24 protein-coding genes and 1 pseudogene are annotated in these 24,187 nt (G+C 34.3%); 8 read left to right on the plus strand and 17 right to left on the minus strand.

Annotation, left to right across the window (positions count from 1 at the left end):
* Positions 1-260 precede the first annotated feature (260 nt).
* The 4 genes from JGH11_RS11245 to JGH11_RS11260 are packed head-to-tail and all read left to right on the plus strand — an operon-like array spanning position 261 to position 4,830.
* Positions 261-1,016: a hypothetical protein gene (locus JGH11_RS11245; RefSeq protein ID WP_201111740.1), complete on the plus strand. Its 756-nt coding sequence runs from the start codon at positions 261-263 to the stop codon at positions 1,014-1,016.
* Positions 1,017-1,024: 8 nt separating this feature from the next.
* Positions 1,025-2,584 (plus strand): hypothetical protein, encoded by a 1,560-nt coding sequence (locus tag JGH11_RS11250; RefSeq protein WP_201111742.1) that lies wholly within the window; start codon positions 1,025-1,027, stop codon positions 2,582-2,584.
* A gap of 18 nt (positions 2,585-2,602) precedes the next feature.
* Positions 2,603-3,361, plus strand: coding sequence for a hypothetical protein (locus JGH11_RS11255; protein ID WP_201111744.1), 759 nt, complete (start codon positions 2,603-2,605; stop codon positions 3,359-3,361).
* Between the two features lie 5 nt (positions 3,362-3,366).
* Positions 3,367-4,830 carry a PKD domain-containing protein gene (locus JGH11_RS11260; protein WP_201111746.1) on the plus strand — a complete coding sequence of 488 codons (1,464 nt, stop codon included), beginning with the start codon at positions 3,367-3,369 and terminating at the stop codon, positions 4,828-4,830.
* A gap of 178 nt (positions 4,831-5,008) precedes the next feature.
* Here the strand turns inward: JGH11_RS11260 and JGH11_RS11265 are convergent, their stop codons facing one another.
* Positions 5,009-5,572, minus strand: a complete 564-nt coding sequence (locus JGH11_RS11265) for a hypothetical protein (protein ID WP_201111748.1) — start codon at positions 5,570-5,572, stop codon at positions 5,009-5,011.
* A gap of 411 nt (positions 5,573-5,983) precedes the next feature.
* Between JGH11_RS11265 and JGH11_RS11270 the strand changes: the two genes are divergently transcribed.
* The 3 genes from JGH11_RS11270 (at position 5,984) to JGH11_RS11280 (ending at position 9,558) form a co-directional block, all read left to right on the plus strand.
* Positions 5,984-6,787, plus strand: a complete 804-nt coding sequence (locus JGH11_RS11270; protein WP_201111750.1) for a M48 family metalloprotease — start codon at positions 5,984-5,986, stop codon at positions 6,785-6,787.
* Positions 6,788-6,827: 40 nt separating this feature from the next.
* Entirely contained in the window at positions 6,828-7,313 is a 486-nt protein-coding gene (locus JGH11_RS11275) for a beta-barrel fold lipoprotein (protein WP_201111752.1), read from the plus strand.
* A 475-nt stretch (positions 7,314-7,788) separates the two neighbouring features.
* Positions 7,789-9,558, plus strand: a complete 1,770-nt coding sequence (locus JGH11_RS11280; protein ID WP_201111754.1) for a hypothetical protein — start codon at positions 7,789-7,791, stop codon at positions 9,556-9,558.
* Between the two features lie 140 nt (positions 9,559-9,698).
* Here the strand turns inward: JGH11_RS11280 and JGH11_RS11285 are convergent, their stop codons facing one another.
* The 9 genes from JGH11_RS11285 to JGH11_RS11325 all read right to left on the minus strand — a co-directional run bounded on the left by JGH11_RS11285 (position 9,699) and on the right by JGH11_RS11325 (position 16,719).
* Complete coding sequence (locus tag JGH11_RS11285; RefSeq protein ID WP_201111756.1) at positions 9,699-10,220, minus strand: DUF2867 domain-containing protein; 522 nt, start codon at positions 10,218-10,220, stop codon at positions 9,699-9,701.
* Entirely contained in the window at positions 10,217-10,609 is a 393-nt protein-coding gene (locus JGH11_RS11290) for a hypothetical protein (protein WP_201111758.1), read from the minus strand. The genes JGH11_RS11285 and JGH11_RS11290 overlap by 4 nt, the downstream gene beginning before the upstream one ends.
* A gap of 8 nt (positions 10,610-10,617) precedes the next feature.
* A complete protein-coding gene (locus tag JGH11_RS11295) occupies positions 10,618-11,157 on the minus strand; it encodes a TetR/AcrR family transcriptional regulator (protein ID WP_201111760.1) in 540 nt (179 codons plus the stop codon).
* A 334-nt stretch (positions 11,158-11,491) separates the two neighbouring features.
* Positions 11,492-12,691: a MobV family relaxase gene (gene mobV, locus JGH11_RS11300; RefSeq protein ID WP_201111762.1), complete on the minus strand. Its 1,200-nt coding sequence runs from the start codon at positions 12,689-12,691 to the stop codon at positions 11,492-11,494.
* 191 nt (positions 12,692-12,882) lie between these two features.
* Positions 12,883-13,785 (minus strand): toprim domain-containing protein, encoded by a 903-nt coding sequence (locus JGH11_RS11305; protein WP_201111764.1) that lies wholly within the window; start codon positions 13,783-13,785, stop codon positions 12,883-12,885.
* Positions 13,786-14,001: 216 nt separating this feature from the next.
* The gene (locus tag JGH11_RS11310) at positions 14,002-15,219 is read right to left on the minus strand and encodes a VapE domain-containing protein (RefSeq protein WP_201111766.1); all 1,218 of its coding nucleotides are present in this window, start codon (positions 15,217-15,219) and stop codon (positions 14,002-14,004) included.
* The gene (locus JGH11_RS11315; RefSeq protein WP_201111768.1) at positions 15,200-15,505 is read right to left on the minus strand and encodes a helix-turn-helix domain-containing protein; all 306 of its coding nucleotides are present in this window, start codon (positions 15,503-15,505) and stop codon (positions 15,200-15,202) included. Before JGH11_RS11315 ends, JGH11_RS11310 begins: the two co-directional genes overlap by 20 nt.
* Before the next feature lie 199 nt (positions 15,506-15,704).
* Positions 15,705-15,827: a helix-turn-helix transcriptional regulator gene (locus JGH11_RS20555; protein ID WP_201111780.1), complete on the minus strand. Its 123-nt coding sequence runs from the start codon at positions 15,825-15,827 to the stop codon at positions 15,705-15,707.
* Between the two features lie 697 nt (positions 15,828-16,524).
* Positions 16,525-16,719, minus strand: a complete 195-nt coding sequence (locus JGH11_RS11325) for a hypothetical protein (RefSeq protein ID WP_201111770.1) — start codon at positions 16,717-16,719, stop codon at positions 16,525-16,527.
* Positions 16,720-17,028: 309 nt separating this feature from the next.
* Between JGH11_RS11325 and JGH11_RS11330 the strand changes: the two genes are divergently transcribed.
* Complete coding sequence (locus JGH11_RS11330) at positions 17,029-18,732, plus strand: hypothetical protein (RefSeq protein WP_201111772.1); 1,704 nt, start codon at positions 17,029-17,031, stop codon at positions 18,730-18,732.
* 113 nt (positions 18,733-18,845) lie between these two features.
* Here the strand turns inward: JGH11_RS11330 and JGH11_RS20220 are convergent, their stop codons facing one another.
* From JGH11_RS20220 to JGH11_RS11360, 7 genes and pseudogenes are all read right to left on the minus strand, one after another.
* The gene (locus tag JGH11_RS20220; protein WP_370567592.1) at positions 18,846-19,112 is read right to left on the minus strand and encodes a hypothetical protein; all 267 of its coding nucleotides are present in this window, start codon (positions 19,110-19,112) and stop codon (positions 18,846-18,848) included.
* Positions 19,113-19,178: 66 nt separating this feature from the next.
* Positions 19,179-19,451, minus strand: a complete 273-nt coding sequence (locus JGH11_RS20225; RefSeq protein WP_236263964.1) for a transposase — start codon at positions 19,449-19,451, stop codon at positions 19,179-19,181.
* Positions 19,400-19,942, minus strand: coding sequence for an IS5 family transposase (locus tag JGH11_RS11340; protein ID WP_236263965.1), 543 nt, complete (start codon positions 19,940-19,942; stop codon positions 19,400-19,402). The genes JGH11_RS20225 and JGH11_RS11340 overlap by 52 nt, the downstream gene beginning before the upstream one ends.
* Before the next feature lie 718 nt (positions 19,943-20,660).
* Positions 20,661-21,233, minus strand: a pseudogene (locus tag JGH11_RS11345) (DNA-3-methyladenine glycosylase I).
* A gap of 461 nt (positions 21,234-21,694) precedes the next feature.
* Positions 21,695-22,279: a porin family protein gene (locus tag JGH11_RS11350; protein WP_201111774.1), complete on the minus strand. Its 585-nt coding sequence runs from the start codon at positions 22,277-22,279 to the stop codon at positions 21,695-21,697.
* Positions 22,280-22,464: 185 nt separating this feature from the next.
* The gene (gene rsgA, locus JGH11_RS11355) at positions 22,465-23,520 is read right to left on the minus strand and encodes a ribosome small subunit-dependent GTPase A (RefSeq protein WP_201111776.1); all 1,056 of its coding nucleotides are present in this window, start codon (positions 23,518-23,520) and stop codon (positions 22,465-22,467) included.
* Positions 23,517-24,187 (minus strand): class I SAM-dependent methyltransferase (locus JGH11_RS11360; RefSeq protein ID WP_201111778.1); only part of this gene is annotated, 671 nt, incomplete at its 5' end. The genes JGH11_RS11360 and rsgA, both read right to left, overlap by 4 nt.

The raw sequence follows: 24,187 nt of genomic DNA on the forward strand, positions 1-24,187 counted from the left end.
GTATTATTCTCTTAAATTAATAATCTTTAGAAGATTGATCAAGGATTCAACATGATTATTTAATTAATAATCAAATTTTTAACTTAACAAATCAGCGAATGGCGTCAACTACAGATTCGCTTCATTTATGGATAAATAAATCAATTAATGTATACAGATTGTATACGGTGAAATATATTTATTAAATTAAATCCCAGCTACATTTGCTTACCGAATAACTCATACATTTCTTTAACACATCATGAAACTATATAATACTTATGAAGCATCTATTGATTCTCTTAATATTCTTATGCTGTTATACATTGATCTATAGTCAGGTAACAATTGGCGCAAAAGCAGAGCCAGAACGGGCATCTTTATTAGACTTAAAGACAGAAGATGTTACCACTCCAATTTCTACTGCCGATCAGACCAATGTGACTTCAATGAAGGGAGGATTATCCCTACCGAGGGTACACCTGAGTAATAGATTTACATTGGAACCATTTATCGCTATTGATGATATTGAATGGATAAATGCTACCGTAAGTAAAATAAAAGAAAAACATGCAGGATTGACAGTATATAATATATATGAGTCCCCCGAACAAGAAACAGGAAAAAATAAAATATTCAGACAAGGAACATATACATGGGATGGATCAAAATGGAGAGAAACATTTTTAGGACGAAGGTTCTTCGCTTGTCCTCCATTCAATTTACCTCTGCCCTATATTACAGAATCCTCGGAAGAGGATCTAACATTCGATGTGTATGCTGAATACGAAAAACAGTTTACAAAACAGCAAAATGGGAAGTTTATATCTAGCAATAACACTATAGAAATGATTATACCAAAATCTTTAGAAAGACTTTACAAAAGGAGTGAGCTCGATTTTGTCATCACCTATTACGATCAATCGGTATTAACGATAAATGGCATTGATGCGAATGGAGTTATGAGGTATAGGGTGTTAAATCATGCTCCGGATTCAGATGCTTTTATTAATCTCTTTTTTGTAATTAAAGAATAACTAATCAAATGAAACGAATATTTTTCATAATTAGCTTGGTATTATTAAGTATTACAGTATCTGCACAGAAAGAACATTACAATTGGTACTTTGGAGATAAAGCCGGATTAACTTGGAAAACCCAACAATCCTACACTGCTGAAGGCCTACACGGTACACCGTCAACGACCTTAGCCAGTATTCCCACGGCTATTTCCTCATCGGCAATAAGTACATCAGAAGGCTGCTTTTCTATTTCGGACGTGTCAGGTAATACGATGTTTTATTCGAATGGGATCAAATTATATAATAAGAATGATGTTGTTATGCAAAATGGTGATAATTTGACAGGGCATTCTTCATCAGCTCAATCAGGAATTGTAATACCTTACCCTGGACAAACTCATAAATATATCGCTGTAACATTGGGCTACAGCGATCAGAATAGTCTTTGTTATTCAGTTGTAGATATGTCTCTAGATAATGGTCTAGGAGGAGTTGTAGAAGGACAGAAAAATATACAATTGACAGGACATAGCGGATATCTAGGTGAGTCTCTAACAGCTGTTCGCCACTCTAATAGAGAAGACTTTTGGATTATTGCTCCAAGTAGGGGAGCTACAACATATCTGAATGTCTGGAAAGTAACTCGTGCAGGAGTACAACAATCCAGACATAGTGCTACTGTGGTACCCGGCATAAATACTTCCGGAGATACAGGGAATCCAAATGGTTATATCACTTTCAATAATGCAGGGAATTGTTTTGCTTGGAATTTATTTATTCCAAATTTCTTTGTATTTGGCACCTTTGATAATCAAACTGGACAGTTTACTTCAGTGAAGAAACGTAGCAGAAGAGAGAACTTAGCTTACGGATATGGGTATGGGGCTCTTTTTTCTAAATCAGGAAATTATTTATATCTGTCGAATGTGCATCAATATCCTAGTGGGTCTAGTCTTCTTGTATATAATTTCCCTCATTTATTAAATGCTGCTAATCCCGAAGACATATATCCTATTAGAAGTATAGATGTACCAAGGGATCTTTCTACCGATCAAGCTAATCATTTTACGGCATTGGTAATGGGACCAGATGGTTATATATATTCAGGATGTATGAATACAAACAACATGATGGTTATAACCAATCCCGAGGAAGTACAGACCAACCCGTTTAAGATTTATAAATTAAACGGAATATTAGGTCCTAATATAGTCAATTTAGGATTGCCCACATTTGCCGCACCTTGGTTCAGATTCCAGCTTATTCCCCCTCCAGAATCTATTGCATGCAATAGAGTAAGTACTCTATTCAATTTACAGATATCTGAGGGGGAGGGGTATAATGATATGAAATCTATTGTTGTCGATTTTGGAGATAATAAACCCGACTCAAAATTGACGATACAAGATTTCTCTCCCGGAAACATAACTTTTAATCATATTTATGAGACACAAGGTGAATACACCGTTAGTATTAAGGCATACGATCAATTTAACAATCTTATGCAAGGAATGGATAGGCAGACAACTATAAAAGTAAAAAGTTGTATGTTACCAGTCAATCCAAATATACATCAACACTAAACTTAAAATACACGCAATATGAAATTGACTACATTGAAAACAATACTACTTACATCGTGTTTTTTGTTATTTGTAACTTTTACCAAGGCTCAAGTAACTGTTGGATCAGGGGTAACACCTGAACGTGCAGCTCTATTAGAAATAAAAAGCCAAGAAGCACTTAATCCAATCTCTGTTACCGATGCGAGTAATATTACTTCTACTAGAGGAGGCTTAGGACTTCCTCGTGTGTATCTTGTGAACAAAACAACACTTGAACCTTTTATAGCAACAAATGATGCTGATTGGGAAAATGAAAATACAAGCAAAATAAAACAAAAACATGCTGGATTGATGGTTTATAATATATACATAAGTCCGCCAGAAGAAGCTGATTATAATAAAAAATTTCGTCAGGGAATATATATATGGGATGGTGAAAAATGGGTGCATGAAACGAAAGATGATTCTCGTTATTTTTTTATTCCATCATTTAATATGACTCTCACTACAATAGGAGCTATACTTACTTGTGATCTTTATAATGAGTATGTCAGACAATTCACAGAAGAGAATAACTCAACCTTTGTAAGCAGCAATCCTGAAATAACAACGATACCTTCTCCAATAGACGGAAAGCTTTATAAACGCAGTGAACTTGATTATGTTATAACATATTATGATGAAAATATTCTTGAAGAAGTGAGTGTTAACGAAAATGGTGTAATGACTTACAAGATTAAAAGTTTAGATACAACACCCAATTCATTTGTAAATGTAGTTTTTATTGTAAAATGAGCACTATGAGAAAAATAATTTTTACGATATCTATCCTTTTGTTAATTTCTTGCTCTGTTTATGCTCAGAAAGAAACTTATTGGTGGTTTTTTGGGCGTAATGCAGGGCTCAATTTTAAAGATACACAAACTGTAAATACTCAATATGGAGCCATATCAGGGATACCTAGTTTTGCTAGAGGTCCGATTAATACCTATGAAGGGTGCTTCACTATCTCAGATAAAGATGGTAACTTCCTTTTTGCCTCCGATGGGATGACTGTTTATAACAAAAATATGGACGTAATGGCTAATGGGACAGGATTACACGGAAATCTATCGTCCACCCAATCCGGAATAGTAATACCTATCCCGAATACTCCCGGAAAATACTATCTGTTGGCTGTTCCCGCTTTTAATAATAGTGCTGCAGGGTTGACTTATTCTGTCGTAGATTTAAGCCTTAATGGGGGGCTAGGTGCCGTGATTCAGAAAAATGTCAAATTATCTTTGGCTCCTTTGACTGATAGTAAAGTAGCTGAAAACCTAGCTGTTGTAGGGCATGCTAATGGTTCTGATTTTTGGTTAGCGAGTCGGATTGCAACTAAATTCTATGTTTGGCATGTAACACAGCATGGATTTTCTGCTCCCAGCACATATGAAGTAGGTCCTAGTATTAGAGGGCAAGGAACTCTGCGGATATCTTCTGATGGAACAAAGTTGGTTCATGTAGACCATTACAATTGGGCAACGAATGTGAAAAATTTAACTTATGCTGACTTTAACACTGATACAGGAGAAATTCGAAATATAAGGAATTATGAAACTGGTATACGTAATATTTATGGAGTTGAATTTTCTCCTAATGGAAAATATCTTTATATAACAACCGCTAATGGAGCCGAAACAGAGCTTAGAGGACTTTTTATAAAACCTACAGATAATTTAAATGCTCCATATACCAGCATAATGAATGTGAAGTCTTTTAATGTTCAATTGGGAGCTGGAGGACGTATTTATGGAATTCAGAGCGGAAACACATCCTTATGGTGTATTCTTAATCCAGATGAAGGGGGAAGCCAAATGGTAGAAATTAAGAATTTCTTTCCTACTAATGCATTACCGGAATTAGGATTGCCTCCTTTTGTTACGTCTTTTTTTATACCGGGAGAGTTAATTCTGGATCCGCCTAGTGTATGTAGAAATGTACCTAAACCTTTCTCTATTCGTATAAATACAGGTTCTGGTATAAATTCCGTAACTAAAATAGAGTGGGACTTTGGGGATGGATCTCCTAAGATAATAGAAACAGATATGAATAAACAAGAATATGTCCAAAGTCACATATATAAAAATGCTGGGGCCTATACTTTCACCCTAACACCCTATCGAAGTGACGGCTCTCCATTATCTGATAAAATTATAAAGAAAGAAATAATTGTAGGGAACTGTGCTATTCCGGTCAATCATAACATAATAAATATGAATTAACATAGGTCATATACTTCAATGTTACATTCGGTTAATTGTGTATATAAGTCGTTTGTGTTATGTTTTGTGTAAAGAGTCCATTGATATGTGATATATCAATGGACTCTTATATTCTACCTCCCTTGTTTGTATGGCATCTATTTGCCAGTAATCAGGTAAATAATTATATAATGTGATTCTAGAATTTATAAGCAACCCCGATTTTAAACACGGCTATGTCATAACCCAACTCGGTCATCGCTGCAAATTTATCTGTAAAATAGTATCTAGCTCCAAGAAATGCTCCAAAGTATATGCCACTAGCAGAAGCACTATAGCCCTCGTATGAGCCGCTTGCGCTACCTGACACAACATCGTAACCTAGAGCAAGTCCTACATAAGTATCTAATTTATTAACTAATTGATAATGAAGAGCCCCTCTTGCTCCAATGACGAAGTCTGAATATTTATATTTGAAATCTGACAGTCCGGCAACGCTATACTTGTATTCAGACGAAGTATAACCGGCATATCCACCAACACCCAACGAACTTTTACTATCAAATAAATCTTCAATAATACATACTTCAAACGAACCTGAAATAGGTGGTATTTTAGTAGAATAACCTCCCCCCGTATGTAAAGTGTTACCGAACCCAATTCCAAAATTGACTACTTTATCTCCTTTTGTAAATGTGTTTTGAGCAGAGATCAAGGTGAAATTTGCCAATAGGCAAACACAAATAAGTAAAATTTTCCTCATAATTTGTTTGTTAAAATTTGTAATAAATAACTATTTTCTTTAATCAATTCGCTACTCCCTACCAACAATCCTTACATGTGTTTTAGTATATTAATAAAGGATATGGAAAGTAAAAATTATAATGTAAAAATACTCTTTACCCTACTCATAGACTTCACATGAGTGTATTCAAAATGTATACAATTCGGTGAAATTTGCACAAGAATATTTGCTAACGTTACCAGTCTCAAATTGATCACCTAAAGACCATGTCTTCCATAATTCAGATGATTACAATATATGGTGTATACGATTTGTATACACTGCTTTTCCAAGTCTTTATGCATTATGTTATATTTTTACTTCAATATTTATCTAAGAGACATATTTTACAATAAATAATAGAGTATAATAACTTAATCTTTACGGACTATGATCAAAAAAACTTTTTTTTTATTTTTTGTTTTTGCAATATTATTCACTGTACCTGCCAATGCTCAATTTAAGAATCTAGGAAAAGCGTTAGAAAAGGCTGTGGATGGAGCCGTTAATAAAGTGACTAAAAAAGCAACTGATATGGCAACAGGCGCAGCTCTAGAGCTAAGTGTAAATAAAGTTTCAGATCAACTTATCAAGTTCTTGGATAATAGTAATAAAATAACAGGAAGCAATGATGCATATACACTCAGGTTAAAAGATGTCTTAGGCGATAACTTTAAAATGTTAGAAAACAAAAATTTAGACATTAAAATTTACAATACTACAGAAGCCAATATCATTACGCTTAACAATGGTAGTATCCGCATTTATAGTGGCATGATGGATATACTTACTGATTTTGAAATTCAGGCCCTTATAGCACTTCAGGTTGGACATATAAAAACCGGAAATATCAGGAATAATTTGTTAAAGGTCGTTTCCGGTAATAATTTGGATGAAATGACAGAGGCTCAACTAGGCAAGATATTGTCTTTTTCCGGTGACAAAATAAAAACTATTTCTAATGAATTGCTACTACTTCCATATACAAGAGATCAAAATAAATCAGCAGATAACTACGCTAAAAAATATCTAAAAAAGAATGAAGGAAATAATGATGCTTATTCACAATTACTATCCAAAATAAGAAAATTAGCACAAATAGATTTAGAATCAAACAGTCTGGATGCAGGTGATAAGACAGTTATACAAGCTGGGACGGCTTCTTCTTTTATAAAGATGAACTCTCTCAGATAAATTTTATTCACAAATTTTAAAACATTAAAACAACAGAATTATGAAACAGTTATTTAATAATTATTTATTCGCAATGATTTCATTTTGTGTGTTAATCTCGTTTTCGGCTTGTGGTAGCGATGATGATACACCAACATGGGAAGAGCATGAATATAAGGTCGAGATTATCTATGATGGAGATATGGAACATTATTTCAAACAGGCATCAATGGGAGGTGGAGCTCCGAACAGCCTTGAAACAAATCTGTTTAATGATATTACAGGTGAAGAATTGACAACTAGCAGTTTGTCTGATAACAATTATAGTTTCTCTAAAAATAACAGATTCTCTTTCAATAAAAAAATATCATATTTGTATATTCTAGTTACAGCTTCGCCAGATCACTTTACTAGCGTTCCGGTAGGTAATTTGAAAATTACGGTGAATGTGTATAGGGACGGCAAAATAATCAAAACGCTAGAAAGCATAGGTACTGCAGACAAAAAAGCTGAAATATCACAACAATTCGGAGTTGGAGTAGATTAACATCTGATTTCTTCCAAGGGAAAAAATAAATAGTCCATAATCATTATTCGAAAAAGAAGGTTAAATATTATGGGCTATTTTATCTTTTATATTATTGATGATCTTAATCTATTTCGTGCATCAGTTGCCATTAACGGAAATTTGTATAACCAACATTCGTTTTTTTTGAAAAACTTCACATTGATTGCTCTAAAGTCAAAGTAAGAGTATTATATTTGACATAAGAGAAAGAAATTTCAAGTTTTTCCTTTCAAAGAATTTTTTTAATTAAATAATTGCCCCCTTTTCTATGCTCTAAGCTTCTTGTATAGGATTGATAATACAACAGACAACTATGGTCAATCGTCAAATCATCTTACTTTTTATACTAATTATATTCTCATTCGCAGAAATATATTCTCAGCAAAAATTAATTGATTCGTTAGATAGTACTTTAAAAGCTAGTACACTGACAAAGTTTGATAGATTACAAGCAATGAATCTATTAACAAAATACTATTTAGAAGAAGATAAAGAAGAATCTTACAAATTAGCTGATGATGCATTAAACTTAGCTAGAACAGAACCTATTTCTGAGCCTAAACTTACAGCTTATACGCATAAAGCCCTGACTCTTGAAAAGCAAGATAGTATAGAGGCTTCTTACTATATGATGGATACATGCCTTCTTTTTGCAAAACAATTAGGAAATGCATCTGCCGCAGGTGAGGCATTAATGAATATCGCAGCAATAAAACACAGATACAAAGACGAGACAGATATTCTCCCTATGGTATTCGAGGCTATGGATATAGCAAAGAAAACAGACAATAAAGAACTCAAAGTCAAAATCTATTATTTTCTTACTAACGCTTACTATTTTCCTCTTAAAGATATTGATAATATGGTCAAATACTCCGAATTGTCAGAGCAAGAGGCCGTAGATGTCAAGGATGTTAATGTAAAAGTGCTTCCACTTATTTCGAAAGGAACATTATATCGAATGAAATACCTTAGCGATAGATCTACCAATGCGTATATAGATACATCAATCGTTTTTTTGAAAAAAGGACTCGAATTATGTCAAATGCATGAAGACTATATTTCATCTAATAAATATTTCAATACTTTAGGGCACTTGATATCAGCATATACCTATCAGACCTATAATCGAAATGATTCGACTTTCTATATTCATCCTGATTCTATATATAAGTACTCAAAAATGATGTTAGATAAAGCTCAAGCAATAAATAATCCTTATTTTGTAGCAGGAGCTTATAGGTTCTTAAGTGGTTATGAGAGTAATCGAAAGAATTTTGTAGAAGCAGAAAATATTCTAATCAAAGCACTGGGAGTCATAGAAGATCAGGATAAAAGCGATTATGCACAGATGAGATATTTAACTGGTCTAAGTCTGGTCTATCAATTGAGAATCAATAAGAAGTACGAAAAAGCTTTGGACTATATGGAGGAAGCATATACATTTCAAGAGCAATTTTTTAAGAATAAGTATATACGGGAAGGACAGATTACTGAAGCTAAATATAAATTAAAAGAGAATCATAGGCAGTTGCAATTGTCGCAAGACAAAGCTCTAAGACAAAAAAAGATTCTGGTAGGAAGTATTATTGGAGCTTTACTATTAATCATATTTCTTTTTATATTTTATCAGATGCGGTTGGAAACTGCTAAACAAAAAGCCTTACTCCTCAAAAAAGAAAAAGAGGAAATTTGCTTGCAGGCTTTACTAAAAGAGAAAGAGTTGAAGCAAACTGAGACTGAGAAAAGAAATCTAGAACTGGAAAAGGAACTGGAAAAAGAAAAGGCTGAAAGACAAGCTTTGGAAATAAATCAGTTGCAAAAGGAGATAATAGTCGGATCTGTTCAATTAGAGCAAAAAAATGAAACTATTGAGATAATAAAACAAAAATTTAATGAAAACAAGCTTTCAGATAACAACGATATAAAAGAGCTACTTCTGTCTGATAAAATGGCAAATAAAAGTTTTGAGGATTTTCATGATCTATTCGAAAAAATTCATCCAAACTTTTATTCGAAATTGCAAGAAAAAGCAGAACAGAAACTAACAGTATTAGATTTAAAATACTGTACTTATATATTTATGAATCTATCATCAAAAGAGATTGCCAATATCATTCATGTGAGTTCCAATACTGTACGAACAACGAAATATCGTTTAAAGATGAAACTGAATCTAGGTAAGGATGAAGATTTAGGTGCATATATAAAGAATCTGATGTGAACAGCTACTTACTACTTTTACAAAATTCTCATAAGCGTTTTTCATCTCGTTAGTCGTTGTCTCTTTCTCTGGTGTCTCTGAAAGTAAACAAGGCATCTTATCATAACTTATTGAATAACGAACTTTTAGTCATCAAATTATTATAGGCTTTTCTTTAACTTTCTGATCGAATATCTTATCATACTTGGAACAATGAAGTGATGGAATGGATAGATAACAAAGAAATAGGCTTTCCCTAAAAAGTTATGAAAATGCACAACTGTAGATACAGAAAGTTTTTGTTGCTTTTCCTTTGTTTTTATCGTTTTGACAGAAAAATACATTTTCAGATGTTTGTCATCTGCACAAATGACGGTTTCATCATTTGATTTAGCTACAGTCTCAATAAATCTATAACTGCCATTGTTTCGAATAGCATCCTCAAACAAGTCTGAGTTTCTATTATTTCCCGATTGAATTCCAAAGGGAGATACAACCCAGTCACGAAGTTTGAAAAGTTGGTTTACCCACTTGGGGCTTTTTGTCCAGAAAGCAACCATTATATCATCTGCAGAAATTCCTTTTTCTGAGTTAATCACACATTCAAACGAATCTGCATAATTTGCAGGAAGATAACCCGCAATCAAATCGTTTTCAGCTATTTTAGTTTTTTTCACTTTCATAGACCCATGATTATTAGAAAAAAGGCGATTAAAAATAATAGCCATTGCCCTTGTTTGAGGTAATTAATTGATTTTGCTTTTGATACGTACAAAGTCAAAAGCCAGAATACAAGATATCCGACATAAAGCAAAGCTATAAAAAGAGATAGATAATAATTGTAGGGTATCACATTTACTCCCATCAAAAAGATGGCAATAGAAGTCAATAACAGATCTACACTGACCATTTGAAATGTTCCACGCCCCATCAACCAAGATTCATACATCTTCACATCTCCATTTTTCTGTTTTTGAAGATTCAGATAACAGTATTCTCTATCGCCTGCAATCATATGTATAAGCAGAGAAATAAACAGGAACACTCCTGCCGAAATAAACCAATAGTTCATAATCTTATCTATTTATGGGGTGCTACTTTGTCAATAAATACACCATACATACGCTTAAATTCTTCTTTAGAAATAGTTGGACACAACTGTTGTATTCCTATCAATGTAGCATATTCAATTACAGCATAATCTTTCGCCTTTTGTGCATTCATACCTGATTGTACATTCAATTTAATAAGATATTCAGTACGAAAATCATCAACCTGTTCTAAATATTGCTTGACTAATTTATTTGAGAAACTCCATGCGCGAATTACCTGCTCCGATTTGTGTGAAGCTAATGACGTAAGATCATTAAGTTTTATGTACTTTTCTTCTATATTGGCTACAGCTTCAGTGGCTTTAATAAAGTCTGCGGTATTTTTTTGCGACCAATATTTCATCAATGCTTCGATGTATCCATCAATATTTTGGAAATGATGATAAAATGAGCCTTTGGTTTTATTCAGTAAAAAGCAAAGATTGTCAATAGTTATTCTCTGAAAACCTTCTTTAGCCAAGACTTTTAATCCCTCCTCACACCAATCTGTTTTTTCTATTTTTTTCATATGAATGAATTATTTATATACCGTACAGTACGGTATGTAAATATAGTCATATATTTCTACTTTATAGCGATATCTGAATATTATTCTGCTAATTAACATCACTCTAAGAAAAGAATAATAAAAGTGAAGTTTTATCAATGGATACTTCTTCTGAGTATTGAATATTTTTTGTATATAATAAGCCCTAACCTTGCTAAATTATTCTTTTATAAGAGATTTGTATTCAGAAGAAAAGAAGTTTAATCTAGAGTTTAGAAAATATATCTACTATATCTAACCAACAAAACATAATTTAAAATATACGCTTACCGACTCTGCGCATAAGTAAGTAAATCTACCTCTCTATCTCTCTTTTTTTCATTTTTTCAACTACTAACTTTGTTCTCTCCCTTAACCACTCCAAAATATCCACCCCATTCAAACTTAGTTTATACTTATTTGGCTGATCCTCCTCTTTTTCAATCTTCAACTTGACATCTTTAGCCTCAAAGTACTGCTTATGTTCAGGAGAATAAAGTTTCAGAGATGTGGCAGTTAAAACTTTCCCTGAAAAGAGAGATTTAATATTCTCAAACCGCAACCCAATCTGTTTACACAGTTCTGCAATCTTCATATATTCCTTAACTTTCGGAAAAAGGGTATGAATTAAATCCAGTTCTTCCTGTGCCTTGTATGGCTCATAATTCTTTTGTACATGTTGTAGCTTGATTTCTGTAATATATAGCTCTTGAGATTTTTCTTTTACCTGTTTATCTAGTTCCAAAAACTCTTCTTTAATTTTATCCCGATGTTCGTAGATATTATAAACCTTGTTTTCTGCATCTGCTATTCGGTAATTTTTAGATTCTATGTCTTCTTCCAAATCCTTGTTCTTCAAAACTAAATCCCTGTAATATTGCTGTGTATCAATATGCCTTGCTTCCGATCCTCTGACACCTCTTACCAATCCATATTTAGCCATCTTACCTGCATATGAATCCTGATAATAGATCAGTTTAGTTTTTGTAATCACATCGTCGGCACACAGGCGGGGAACACTGCGGTCTTTCTTTTTGTATTTCTTCTTATTGGAGTCTCCGGGTAATTGATTGTCCTTAACTTTTCTCCTCTCTCCAACAACAATGGGTACAACAGTGGCATGCAGATGCGGTGTTTGCTCATCGTCATGCAATACAACAGAAACAACATTCTTTTCCCCAAACTCTTCTTTCAGATAATCAATGCTATCCTTACACCACTCATCCAATTTTCCCGACTCTTTTATTTTTTTCATAGCTTCGGGACTTGCAGATAACATGATCCGTAATGCCTGTACTTGATTCTTTCCAATTTTTCGCTTTAAACCTGCATTCTTTAATCTATGCTGTATCGCTTCTGTCCGATTAGTTACTCCTTCGGGAAATTCTATCAATTCTTTATTGAGATGTGTCCGTGTTGCATCTGCATTGTTAGGATGACTTTCCCGCTCGATATGCGAAGTCATTTTACTATCTCCTCCAACACCTTTTTGTACATGAAAAACTACAAAACTCATGATTATCAAATTATCATTGTTATTAAAATATTTGTGAAGCTGACTTCTATTGGAGTCCTTTCGGGAGATTCCAAAGGGGGAAAACCTTTGGCTTAGAGGGCTCTTTTTAGCAGTAGTGAAACGAATGCGTTAAGAAAAAGCCCAAATAAGCTATGGCTTTTTTTAAAAGCCCTTTAGTTAGTCTCGAAAGTTTAGCGTCTGAAACCTCTCGAAGGTTTCCGTATTTGTATTTCTTTCTGTGCTTGTCTTGTTGATATTAGATATTCATTCAGGTCTTTATAATCTGCATACTTTACCGATTGGTCGATCACAGCAGGATAAGCTTGTCTTATAATCTGAGTTGTTTTTCTTCCTCCTTCGTCATTGTCTAAGTAGGTATAAACTTTAGAATGGGATTTAATAAAATCTATCACTCTAGATAAATTGGAGGTTGAATTCAAGATGACAGTACTTGTTTTTGGCTTATCAAAACCTTTTAAGGTAAGATAAGAAAGATAGTCCATAAAGCCCTCGAACACTAAGTAACAATCTTTGTCGGTCTCTCTATTGGAATAAGTCGTTACATTCATCGAAGTACATCCTTTGAAATATTCACTTCGCAATATCCATCCGTCGCTATCGTTTTTAAAGCCAATGGCAAAGTAGTTTCTGCCATTTGTGGAATAATGGACTTCTAGACAATGCTGTTTGGCTATATCTACACTAACACATCGTTCTGTCAGATAATGCAATAGTGAAGGATGGCTTAAAGGAATTACCTTTAGAATAGAGATACTAGGTTCTTCTTTTCGGAAATTATCATCCCCATGAAAAGAAAAAGAATCGGCTTGTATACTGCCGTATTGCCTTTCTAGTTTGGTTACTGCTTCGCCCACAGTACAATTGTTAATTCTCATAACTAGGTCTATGAGTGTTCCTCCCTCGCTGCTCCCGAAATCAAACCAAAGGTTTTTCTCGTAATCGACTTTTAGACTGGCACTGGCGTCTGCTCGGAATGGAGAGTGATACATGCCATAATAGCTCCTATCTTTAACAGGGTGAATATTCATTTGAGCTAAATAATTCTTGATGCTGATTTTATTTAGTTTATGCATAATTCTAAGTTTTTAGTGTTTTACTTACTACATGACACAACCTTATTAATGGTCTGATTACAAGTCGTGTTTATGTAGTATCCAATAAAAATGTAGTAACTGCTTATGTAGTAAAGTAGTAAGCAGAGAGTAAGATGACATTTAGCTTCTTACTACAGGATAATCTTTTTTCTTTCAAGGGATTATACTCTATGTAGTAAGGTAGTAAGCTAAATATTACAGTACTGTGTCAATAAATGGATTAGGCTTGATTTTCTTTATCCGGTAACCATATACAGGATTAGGGGAATGATTGATCCTTTTCTGTATGCGTTGAAAACCTGCTTTACGTAAAGCCTCTCCCATCCGTTTCTCCGAAAGTGATAGCGAGCTGTACATCCTTAAATAATTGAGAATTTGTGCAGTCGTCATAAAGGAATTATCAGCTTCTTCAGGCTTTTTAAATCCCTGCATCAACATTTCATACTCTACTGTTTGCACATGGAATCTTTGGCTGATTCGATGCAGTTCATCAATCTCTTCATCTATAAACCAATACCGACAACCATTTTCATAAAGCCATAGAACTTCCGAAAACACATCATCCATATTGATAGACTTTGCCACTTCAATATCAATCTTTATAACTTCAAAGGGCAAAAATCTCCTGCTACCTGTCGGATCGGTCAAAAAATCATTTCCATTGACTGATGCCATAAAACTAGCTAAATGTGGATACTCTTCGATATACACATCATAAGGTCGGCGATACTTGACTGCGGGAGTTGTTATCAGATTTTTCAACTCATTCTCATCCCTTTTATTTAAGGCTTTCAGTTGGTCGTCAATATTGATGAAAAGATATTCGGCGATATAAGTCTGTACATCTTTGTTTTGTGGATCAATTTTCCCTGTAAACAGGTAGCATTGTAAAGATTTTGGACAAAGGTGATCGAGCCATGTAGTCTTAAACTTCCCCTGATCTCCGGTCAAGACCAGACAGGTATGATTCTGACAACCGATATCTTTCATTGCATTGGCAACAACAGCTATTAACCATTTAGTAAGATACTCATCCCATTTTTCAGGATTGGATACTGTTACAGTTTTGGTGAGCTTTAAGATATAATCATTTATCTTGGGGTCAATACGGGGTAACAGATTGAAATACTCCCGAATGGGATGTATTTTAGGCGAAAAATCACTTTCCACTATTGTCCGTACATTTTCAGCAGAAGTACTGATACCAATGGTATCCAGCTCTCGCTTAAACGAGTTTAGGTTAAATTTGGATATAGGATGAAAGACAGTATTATCCCCTCTTGATCTGGACTCGACCCTGGATTTGATTACATTGAATCGAAATTCATACCTTTCACTTAGAAAGGCTTCAATGCGTTCATTTTTGGATTGTTTACACGCAATATTATCCGATTTATCTTTCTTCTTTTTCATCGGATATTCCTTTTACGTATTGTTGCTCTAACCATTGTTCCAATTCATTTACATCGAAACGTAAATGCCGCCCCTGCCTCACAAAAGGGATGGTTCTTTTTCTGACAAGATGATAAACATATTCCGTGGAATATCCGATTAATCTACTGGCAACTGATATTTTGACTAAATCCGATTGTTTACCTTGTTTTTCTAATATTAATGGAACCTCAGAATGAACTATTGGATTAATCACCTTTTCAATATTATCCAAACGCTCAAAAATTTCTTTAAATAAACTGTTCATAGTGCTATAGTTTAAAAATTAGCACTACAAATAAAATAATAAAAATAGGTAAAGCACAAGCAATCAGTAGGTTGAAATTACTCTGCTATACTCTGCATTATCTTTCTTTAGAATTAAAAACAAAGAGAATATGTAAGTATAAAATAGGAATACAAGTGGATAAGTACGTAAGTACATACGTAAACAAGTATGTAAGTATTTATTTTTTAGGGACAAAAAAACTAATCGGTCTATTATATAATTCTGCAAGTTTTATTAATAGAAGAAAATCTACCCGCCTTGTCCCATTTTCTAGTTTAGATAGTTCGCTTTGAGTAACAATCTAAATCCCTGTTTAAGTATGGTTTAGAAGACATAGCGGCAATACTTTTGAACCCAAATAAAATACAAAATATTAAAATCGAAGATTTTTTATCATGTACTTAGAAAAAAAAGTTACAATCTAATGAAGAATAAATACCTTTAACTAATATCTTCAGAGACACTTAGTGATAAACTTTTCAATTATATTATACAAAGTATTTTTTCTCGCTATAGAAAGAGGGGGGACGAGTGGGTTTCCCGGTGGAGAGTGGGCCTTCAAAAAAAGCCGCACCCCTTCACGTTTGTTGATAAATATGATAAATATTTTAACAATCAGAGGTCTCTGCTTGAAATATCGTTGATATTTAACTTGTTATCCCGTCCTAATATTAGGATAGGCATTTATCTATAAATCTTTGTGTTCTCCTGTTATTTGCGGCTTTTACGTTCTCTTTAGTCTGTGAGAACATTTCTTTATGTATTTCTGCATGACACTCATGGCAAAGGCTCATTAAGTTGTCAAAGTCAAACATTAAGAGTATCATTTCTCTCTGTACTGACTGATTCAACGGGTATAATGTGATGTACTTCTGTAGCTAAAGTAATGATGTGTTTTTTGTGGCAACATTCGTAAAGGGATTGAGCTTGTAGTTTTCTGAACCTCAATACCTTCCATCTTTTAGAGTTAATCAGCTTCCTATATCTAGCATCTTTACTCATTTTAAATCATCTGGAAATATAGTATTGACTTTTGTTTTATGATAGATATGTTTTTCAGCATCGGAAAAGTCTGAGAACATATCCCTAATCTCATCGGGGATAAGCTCAATTATTGGATCATTCTCAGGATCAGCAACACGCAATAGACAATATATAGTATTCTGTAAGTTGATACATACTTTTATATCCACATCTATTTTTAATTATTTCAAGCCGTTGTATATCCTCAATATAAACGTATGTATGAAGTTTCTTTTTCTGAGCTGTTTGTTTATAAAGTATTTTATTGGTCGATTTTAGAGGCATTGGCAGAATGATAGAAATTAGAAAGATACTTATTACAATATATAATGTATCATTGTAATAATCGTGCAAAATTTAAAAGTCCGATTGCAAGAAAGATTTTTAAATAAATACAGATAAATACGATAGTCGTTTTTTTTTTTTATCTTTACATTCAACACAGCAATGCAAAATCATTTTATAAATAAAAAAAAGCTATGAACTTTACTTTTAAATTACAGTACATCAGCATAATGATGTTGATATTTATGTTTGTTTTTCATAGTTCTCCTTTATTCTCGCAAGTTTCTATAGGAGCGACTGAAGAACCGGCGAAAGGATCTCTTTTACAATTAAAAAACATAGAAAATATAATTGGGGGAGATGCAAATGCTAACAAGGGACTATTATTACCTCGGATAAATCTTACAAATAAGTACGAGTTATACCCTATGTTTCTTAAAGATAAGGGAAATCCGTTATCCGGACCTGATGAAAACTATTCTTCTAACAAAAATGAGCTAGATAAGATACATACTGGATTGGTTGTATATAATATGAACGAAGACTACGAAAAAGATCTTTGTCTAGGAATTAATGTATGGGATGGGGAAAAATGGGAATGTATGTACTATCCAAGATACGGCTATGAAATGAGTTGTAATTCTGTACAGGTACATGGAGTTTATTGGAAAGGAAGAGTACTGGATGCGTCTAATAAAATTACTCTGAAAATTATAGCGAATGATGCTAAAGCTATCGGTAAAACATATTACATTCAGACTGAAGAAGTTGATGGAGTAAAATTTTTCGGACAGGGGGAAATAACCTATGATGCCCTTACTACAACAGGACAAACAATTACGTTGCAAGGTAAAGGTATCCCGACAGATCGTGAAATAAAATATTTTACCCTCACAGCAAATAATATTTCAGGAACAACTTGTAATGCTAAAGTATATGTCGTTATTCCTAAGAAAAATATACTTGTGTTAGGTAACGGTTATCTGCGTGGTTATAATTTTTCTCTGCCAACGACAAACACGAATAAGGTATTTACATCTCCACGTAACTTCGGAACAGGAGAGAATAATATAGATCCTGTTTTCCCTTACGAAATGACCTCTTTCTTAAACGGTAAGGCGGGACTAAACAATACATATGATGCCGAGATAACAACAGCACAGTATCCCGTTCTAAAAAAAGCATTATTGGAGGACCGAATAGTGGATATCCTGGTTCTCACTCATGACGTTTATTTATCTGAATTATATACTCAGGATGCTCAGTTGATTACCGATTATTTAAAAGCCGGAGGAGTCGTAGTTGCTCTTTGGGAAGCTAATCCAACAGGAAGACAAGGTTCAGAAAGATTTATGAAGAAAGTGTTCGGTGCACAAGGATCATCAATTGTGAGTCATAAGATTAATCCGGAAGCAGGAGGACATAGTGGAGGCGTATATGCTTTATCTAATTTAGACGATCCTATATTAAACGGCCCATTTGGCGATGTAAGAAGTAAGTACTGGGGGGATGATTGGTTTTGGACTGAAGGTATTGCTGGGTTACCAAAAGATGAAATTATAGAATATTCTAATGGTAAAAACTGGTCTGGGACTACTAGCCCTTCCAATGCCGGAGATTTTACTTCAGCATTCAGGCATAAAACTTTGAACCTTGTGTTTTTTGGGGATGGAGGTTTTATAGCCACAGGATATGAACCAAATGATACTGCTATGTCAACATCTGATTGGCGCGCACCTTTCTGGTGGAATACAACAACAATGCATCCTATTGAAAAACCAAATTATGGTAGTGGAAACACCAAGTTTAGTGTCCAAAACTCTATCTTGTTCTGCAACATAATGGCATGGGCTATTTATCAGGCAGAGACAAATGGTATTAATCCTCCTACTGACTAGTATTAGGAATATTTATTTTATAATTTTCTGCCAAAAATATTGTTTCTTTTCCTCGTATAATCTCATACTGCAAAGTATCTGAAATTATGCGAGGAAATCATTACTAATATGAATCAGTAGCTGTAACTGTTTACAATCATTCGGTTAAAGAATGGATGCAACTGCAATTTCTTAGCGTTCTCACTCTCTGAAATTTTCATATAAGTCATAAAGGCCTTTTCTGTTTTATGCCCGGTTATCTTCATTATCTGAATCGGCGGTACTCCGGCTAAAAATGCGTTTGTAGCAAAAGAACGGCGCGTGGTATGGGCTGATACTAAATCGGATTTTTTCTCTGTCTTAGATGTTCTTAAAACTCCTTTTGTCTCATTTACTAACACATTATCTTCTATCCTTATTATGCGAAGCTTTCCATAACAAAGATTATGGATAGAGTTAGAGCCTGTTTAAATTTTATTCAACAATAATTTTATAGCGGATATTTTGACCATTTGCTCGGCAGCATCAAAGGATGTTTCATAGTTTCTACATAGCCTTCTGTCGTTATCGAACCATGCAAATGTCCGTTCTATCACCCATCGTTGTTTTATTGGCCTGAAGCCTTGCTTTTTGTAGTTACTGATAACAACCTGGAGTATATAACCGAAAGTATTTCTGATATTTTCGGCTAAATCACCTCTGTATCCTCCATCAGCAATAATTGTTTTACCGATGAGCATAAATCTTTCAGTACTTTCATCAACAGCATGGCTGCTTTGGAATCATGTATATTGGCTGCTGTTACCATGATAGCTATTAGAAATCCATTCTTATCGACTACAACGTGACGTTTAATCCCTTTTACTTTTTTATTGCCATCAATATTGTTGGGTGCTTTATTAGTGCCCCATTTGGCACTTTGGCTATCCAGAATACCTAAGCTAGGCTCACGATTTTGCTTGCGCTTAAATCTTACCGACTCTCGTAATTTACTCAACAATAAGTCAAACTCTTCGAAGAACGACCATTTACGGAAATAGTAATACACCAGTTCCCATTTTGGATATTCCTTTGGTAACATACGCCATTGGCAGCCTGTTTTTACCAGATAGAAGATAGCATTGAAAATCTCTTTTAAATCATGTTTTCGTTCACGCTCTTTCAATAATAAAGTTTTTACAATATATTGCCATTGGGTATTGGTTAAATCGGTCGGATATATTTTATTCATTAATCTTAAGCTGTTGGTAATCTTAAAGTTACGAATAAATAGCCACTTAAATGACTGATACCCAATTTGTTTTATAACAAATCAATGAAATTTAAACAGGCTCTTAGATTATGTAAAATAATTGACTCAAACCATCATAATTCTCGAATAATTGGAATAGTTCTTTCCATAATACAATAACAAATATGATTTTGAGATTAAACACATTTTCCATACATTTATACATTAGATATTATATTGAACAAATTCATATATAATTAATTATCAATACGATATTGATATTCCAAAAATTATGTAGACCGCAAGCAAGAAGTATAACTAAATCATCAAAGCCAAGCTTGCGGCATCTTAAACTTAAACGCTCTTTGACAATACGACGTTTTTGACATCACAATAGTACGTTCAACAAGAATGCGTAAACTAGATATGCTCCTGTTTTTTTTCTTTTGAACATCAGAGAGTTATTTTGACTTTGGTCCTTTTTGTCGGCATTTAGAATATCGCATTTTTTGATATATGTCCCCGAAATCCTGTATCTTACAAAGCTTAAGGACAGCTAATCATAATGCATAATAGTTGAAGAAAAGATTTAAACGTGATGGTACAGAGTAGAATAGATTCTTCGCAAACAGCGAGAGCGAATTCCGCTCAGATAGTTTGTCAGTATATCTAAGTGCCTTTTTCTGCTATCTTCGGAAGCTTCTCTAATGATACATTTCTATTTTCTGCAAATACAATCTTCAATATGATCATTTACATAACCTACAGCTTGTAGAAAGGCATAACAGATGATTGTTCCGAAAAATTTAAATCCACGTTTTTTCATATCCTTACTTATTGCATCAGAAAGAGGAAAGGATGCCGGAGTTTCATCTGAAGTTTTCCAGTTATTAACTATTGGCTTGCCTTCTGGCAAAAAAGTTTTAAGATAATTGCGGAAACTACCGAACTCTTTCTCTATTTCATGAAATAATTGGGCATTGGAAATTGTTGATATGATTTTATTCCTGTTTCTTATAATTCCCTTGTTTTTCATCAGGTGTTCAACATCTTGATCCGTAAACTTTGATACTTTTTCAGGATCAAAATCGGTAAAAGCTTTCCTGTAACTTTCTCGTTTTTATAAAATAGTAACCCAGCTCAAACCCGCCTGTGCACTTTCAAGCAAAAGGAACTCGAACAAAATACGGTCATCCGTTACTTCTTTTCCCCATTCCTCAGCATGATATTGGATATACAATGGATCAAGTTTGCCCCATTCGCAACGTATAATGTCAGTAGATTTATTCATAACTTTGGCTATTCAAATGTAACATTTAGATATTATCGTTTCTTTATAGGCCGGAGTAACTTTGCAGCAAGAACAACAATCCCCAAGTCTTTCAACTTAGAGATAAGATGATATTTATATAGGTACCGTTAAACTAAAAACTAGAATACACTTTTTCATCTTTTTTAAATAGATTGGACGACTTGTTCTAATGGTAAACGTGATTTAGGTGTGATAGAGTGTATATAATAAATGTCACAGCATCTTCGATAGGAAAAAGTCCCGTCAAATGCCGATATGACAAGATTACACATTGGATAATAGCCGATGCTCCCAATAAAAACCGTAGCAAGCTCTTTATTGGCAACAATCTTTCCTTTTTCAAATGAAATAACATAAATCTGCGTATTCAATTTTGCAAAGATAGCAGGAAAGGTTTATCCAATTGTTGAATAAACCTTTCTTTTACAACAGCTATCAGGTCAGAACATTTTCATAATGCCCACACGTAATGAGAGGTACTTTAAATCCAATGTCTTGTTGTGATCGGCGAACTCAATATTGCCCCTTTTCAAAGAATTGAATTTAATTCCTGTGTTAATACTCCATTTTCTACCGACAGGTATATAGACCCCTCCCGCCAGTTGATAACCCAACCCGTGTTTGGTATCTTTTATTATATCCCCGTCATTATTCTCAATTTCAATGTGGTTCCACAAACCTCCCGCTCTTACGTAATAAGAAACAGGAGAATTTCCTATGGGATGTTTAAATTGCAGTCCGAGAACATATCCGGTTTCTTCAAAATCACAATTATTTCCAATAAATGATTTTTTTGAGGAAAAATTATTCCATCCCCATCCGGCGTACACACCCATATGCTTATAAAAACGATAATGGAACGTACCTTCGAAACCTAAACCGATTTTCATTTTGGCATCATCCAGCTTTTTAAGGGCGAGTGATGCTCCTCCATCCAATTCAAATCCGAACCGGGATTCTTTCTCCTGGGCAAAACAGTTAAGTGATGTAAATACAACTAACAATAATAATACTCTTGCTTTCATAAAAATTCATTTTACTAATTTAGAAGCAAAAGTATTTACCGTTATTTACTTCATTATTATCAATGTCGACAAACGCGACAAAGGAAGGAGCGAATGCACTAAATATACGGATGAACATTGTTCATCAAAAAACAGTGTAGATATTCCTGTTCAAGGTATCCACACTGCCTAAATAAAAATAGAAATTAGAAGTTTGCTTTACGTTTCTTTACTTCGTCTACTAATTTCGAAAAAGATTTATCCCTTTTCCGTTTTTCGTGTTCCGAAGTAGAGAAATGCCACATTTCCCTCCGAAGTTTCAGGTAATTCTCGTAAACTTTACGGTCTAATATCTCATTCCGAACCGCTTCAATAACAGCACAATCAGGTTCATTCGTATGTGTACAATCCGCAAACCGACACAATCCTGTATAATCGGAGATTTTCAACATTTCTGTAAGTGAATCAGGACTGTCGATAGCCAATCCGAATTCCCGAACGCCCGGAGTGTCTATTAGAATGCCTGAATCTTTCATCAATACCATTTCACGACGGGTTGAAGTGTGTCGTCCTTTTCCTGTCGATTGACTTATGTCAGACGTGAGCAATATTGATTTTTCGCAAAGTGCATTCACCAAAGAGCTTTTTCCGACACCTGAAGATCCGACAAATACAACCGTTTCTCCTTCGCATATGGATTCCCGTAATTGGTTTATCGTCTGAGGCTGATGGATACTTGTAAAAAATACCGGAATCTGATGAGCAATATGTTTAATTACTTCAGCTATTCTTTGCCTGTCAAAACCTAAATCTGCTTTATTGAGCACCAATACAGGTTTGATATTTTCTTCCAATATCTGAACCATAAAACGTTCAGCTCTGCGAATATTGAAGTTATCATCAAGGCTTTGCACGATAAATGCTTTATCGACATACGAAGCCATCGCTTGTTTATCGGCAACTGTTCCGCTTTTCTTGCGATACAATATCTGTCGCCGGGGCAGCATATCAACTATAATTCCCTTGTTTTCATCGAATGACTGAAAAATAATCCAATCGCCGACGCATGGCAACTCAAAGTCCGATTTGCCGAACATCATATTTCCTGTCAGTTCGCATTGAAACAGTCCGTCTTCGGAAATAACTTCATAACAAGTACGGTTTACAACGACTACTCGTCCATGAGATAAAGCTTTATAATTTGACAATCGTTTCAGTTGGTTTAACTTATCATTCCAACCATACAGATTTAAATTAATCATAGCCCTATCTTTTTTGCAATGAAAAATGTATAGCCATAGTATTCTTTATACTTGTAGTATAATTCTGCTTCATACTTTTCGCTTGCAACAAAATCTTCGGCGGTAATATCTCCTGCATATTTATCAAGAAAAACTTTTTGTGCTACAATATTTGGAGCGAAGTAATTCTCTGTCCAACAGTTTTCAGGTAGAATAAAAGTTGCAACGGGTAAATACCCCGCTTTGTGAATCTTTGCTACCTGATTGGGAATGGTATCTATTTCGGGATACGCATTCATCCAGAAATCATTGATCTCCGCAGGGCATTCGTCTGTAAACCACGAACTTTCGGAAACGGCAATATATCCTCCTGTTTTCAAATACTTACGCCACTCGTTCAGACCACGTTCAAAGCCAATATTATAAATAGCTCCTTCCGACCAGATCAGGTCTAATTCCTCATTCTGAAAAGGAAGGTTATCCATTGAACCTACAATACCTTTTACCCTGTCTTGTAAGTCAGATTGTTCTGCATTATGATTAAGAATATTGATAAAGTCGGGAAACAAGTCTAAAGCAGTAATCTGCCCTTGAATATGCTTGACAAGTGTCATTGTCTGCCCGCCTGTTCCGCAACCGATGTCAGCGATAAGGGATTTATCGGTCAGATTATCTATAAAGCTCAAAG

The sequence above is a fragment of the Dysgonomonas sp. Marseille-P4677 genome (assembly GCF_016652235.1).
Lineage (GTDB): Bacteria > Bacteroidota > Bacteroidia > Bacteroidales > Dysgonomonadaceae > Dysgonomonas.

Coding starts and splice junctions, on each gene's coding strand:
- JGH11_RS11305 (WP_201111764.1), bottom strand. CDS start 13,785: ATGCATAAACTAAATAAAATCAGCATCAAGAATTATTTAGCTCAAATG.
- JGH11_RS11315 (WP_201111768.1), bottom strand. CDS start 15,505: ATGAACAGTTTATTTAAAGAAATTTTTGAGCGTTTGGATAATATTGAA.
- JGH11_RS11245 (WP_201111740.1), top strand. CDS start 261: ATGAAGCATCTATTGATTCTCTTAATATTCTTATGCTGTTATACATTG.
- JGH11_RS11330 (WP_201111772.1), top strand. CDS start 17,029: ATGAACTTTACTTTTAAATTACAGTACATCAGCATAATGATGTTGATA.
- JGH11_RS11260 (WP_201111746.1), top strand. CDS start 3,367: ATGAGAAAAATAATTTTTACGATATCTATCCTTTTGTTAATTTCTTGC.
- JGH11_RS11265 (WP_201111748.1), bottom strand. CDS start 5,572: ATGAGGAAAATTTTACTTATTTGTGTTTGCCTATTGGCAAATTTCACC.
- JGH11_RS11280 (WP_201111754.1), top strand. CDS start 7,789: ATGAATCTATTAACAAAATACTATTTAGAAGAAGATAAAGAAGAATCT.
- JGH11_RS11290 (WP_201111758.1), bottom strand. CDS start 10,609: ATGAACTATTGGTTTATTTCGGCAGGAGTGTTCCTGTTTATTTCTCTG.
- JGH11_RS11285 (WP_201111756.1), bottom strand. CDS start 10,220: ATGAAAGTGAAAAAAACTAAAATAGCTGAAAACGATTTGATTGCGGGT.
- JGH11_RS11295 (WP_201111760.1), bottom strand. CDS start 11,157: ATGAAAAAAATAGAAAAAACAGATTGGTGTGAGGAGGGATTAAAAGTC.
- mobV (WP_201111762.1), bottom strand. CDS start 12,691: ATGAGTTTTGTAGTTTTTCATGTACAAAAAGGTGTTGGAGGAGATAGT.
- JGH11_RS11310 (WP_201111766.1), bottom strand. CDS start 15,219: ATGAAAAAGAAGAAAGATAAATCGGATAATATTGCGTGTAAACAATCC.
- JGH11_RS11340 (WP_236263965.1), bottom strand. CDS start 19,942: ATGAATAAAATATATCCGACCGATTTAACCAATACCCAATGGCAATAT.
- JGH11_RS11270 (WP_201111750.1), top strand. CDS start 5,984: ATGATCAAAAAAACTTTTTTTTTATTTTTTGTTTTTGCAATATTATTC.
- JGH11_RS20225 (WP_236263964.1), bottom strand. CDS start 19,451: ATGCTCATCGGTAAAACAATTATTGCTGATGGAGGATACAGAGGTGAT.
- JGH11_RS11250 (WP_201111742.1), top strand. CDS start 1,025: ATGAAACGAATATTTTTCATAATTAGCTTGGTATTATTAAGTATTACA.
- JGH11_RS11255 (WP_201111744.1), top strand. CDS start 2,603: ATGAAATTGACTACATTGAAAACAATACTACTTACATCGTGTTTTTTG.
- JGH11_RS11350 (WP_201111774.1), bottom strand. CDS start 22,279: ATGAAAGCAAGAGTATTATTATTGTTAGTTGTATTTACATCACTTAAC.
- rsgA (WP_201111776.1), bottom strand. CDS start 23,520: ATGATTAATTTAAATCTGTATGGTTGGAATGATAAGTTAAACCAACTG.
- JGH11_RS11275 (WP_201111752.1), top strand. CDS start 6,828: ATGAAACAGTTATTTAATAATTATTTATTCGCAATGATTTCATTTTGT.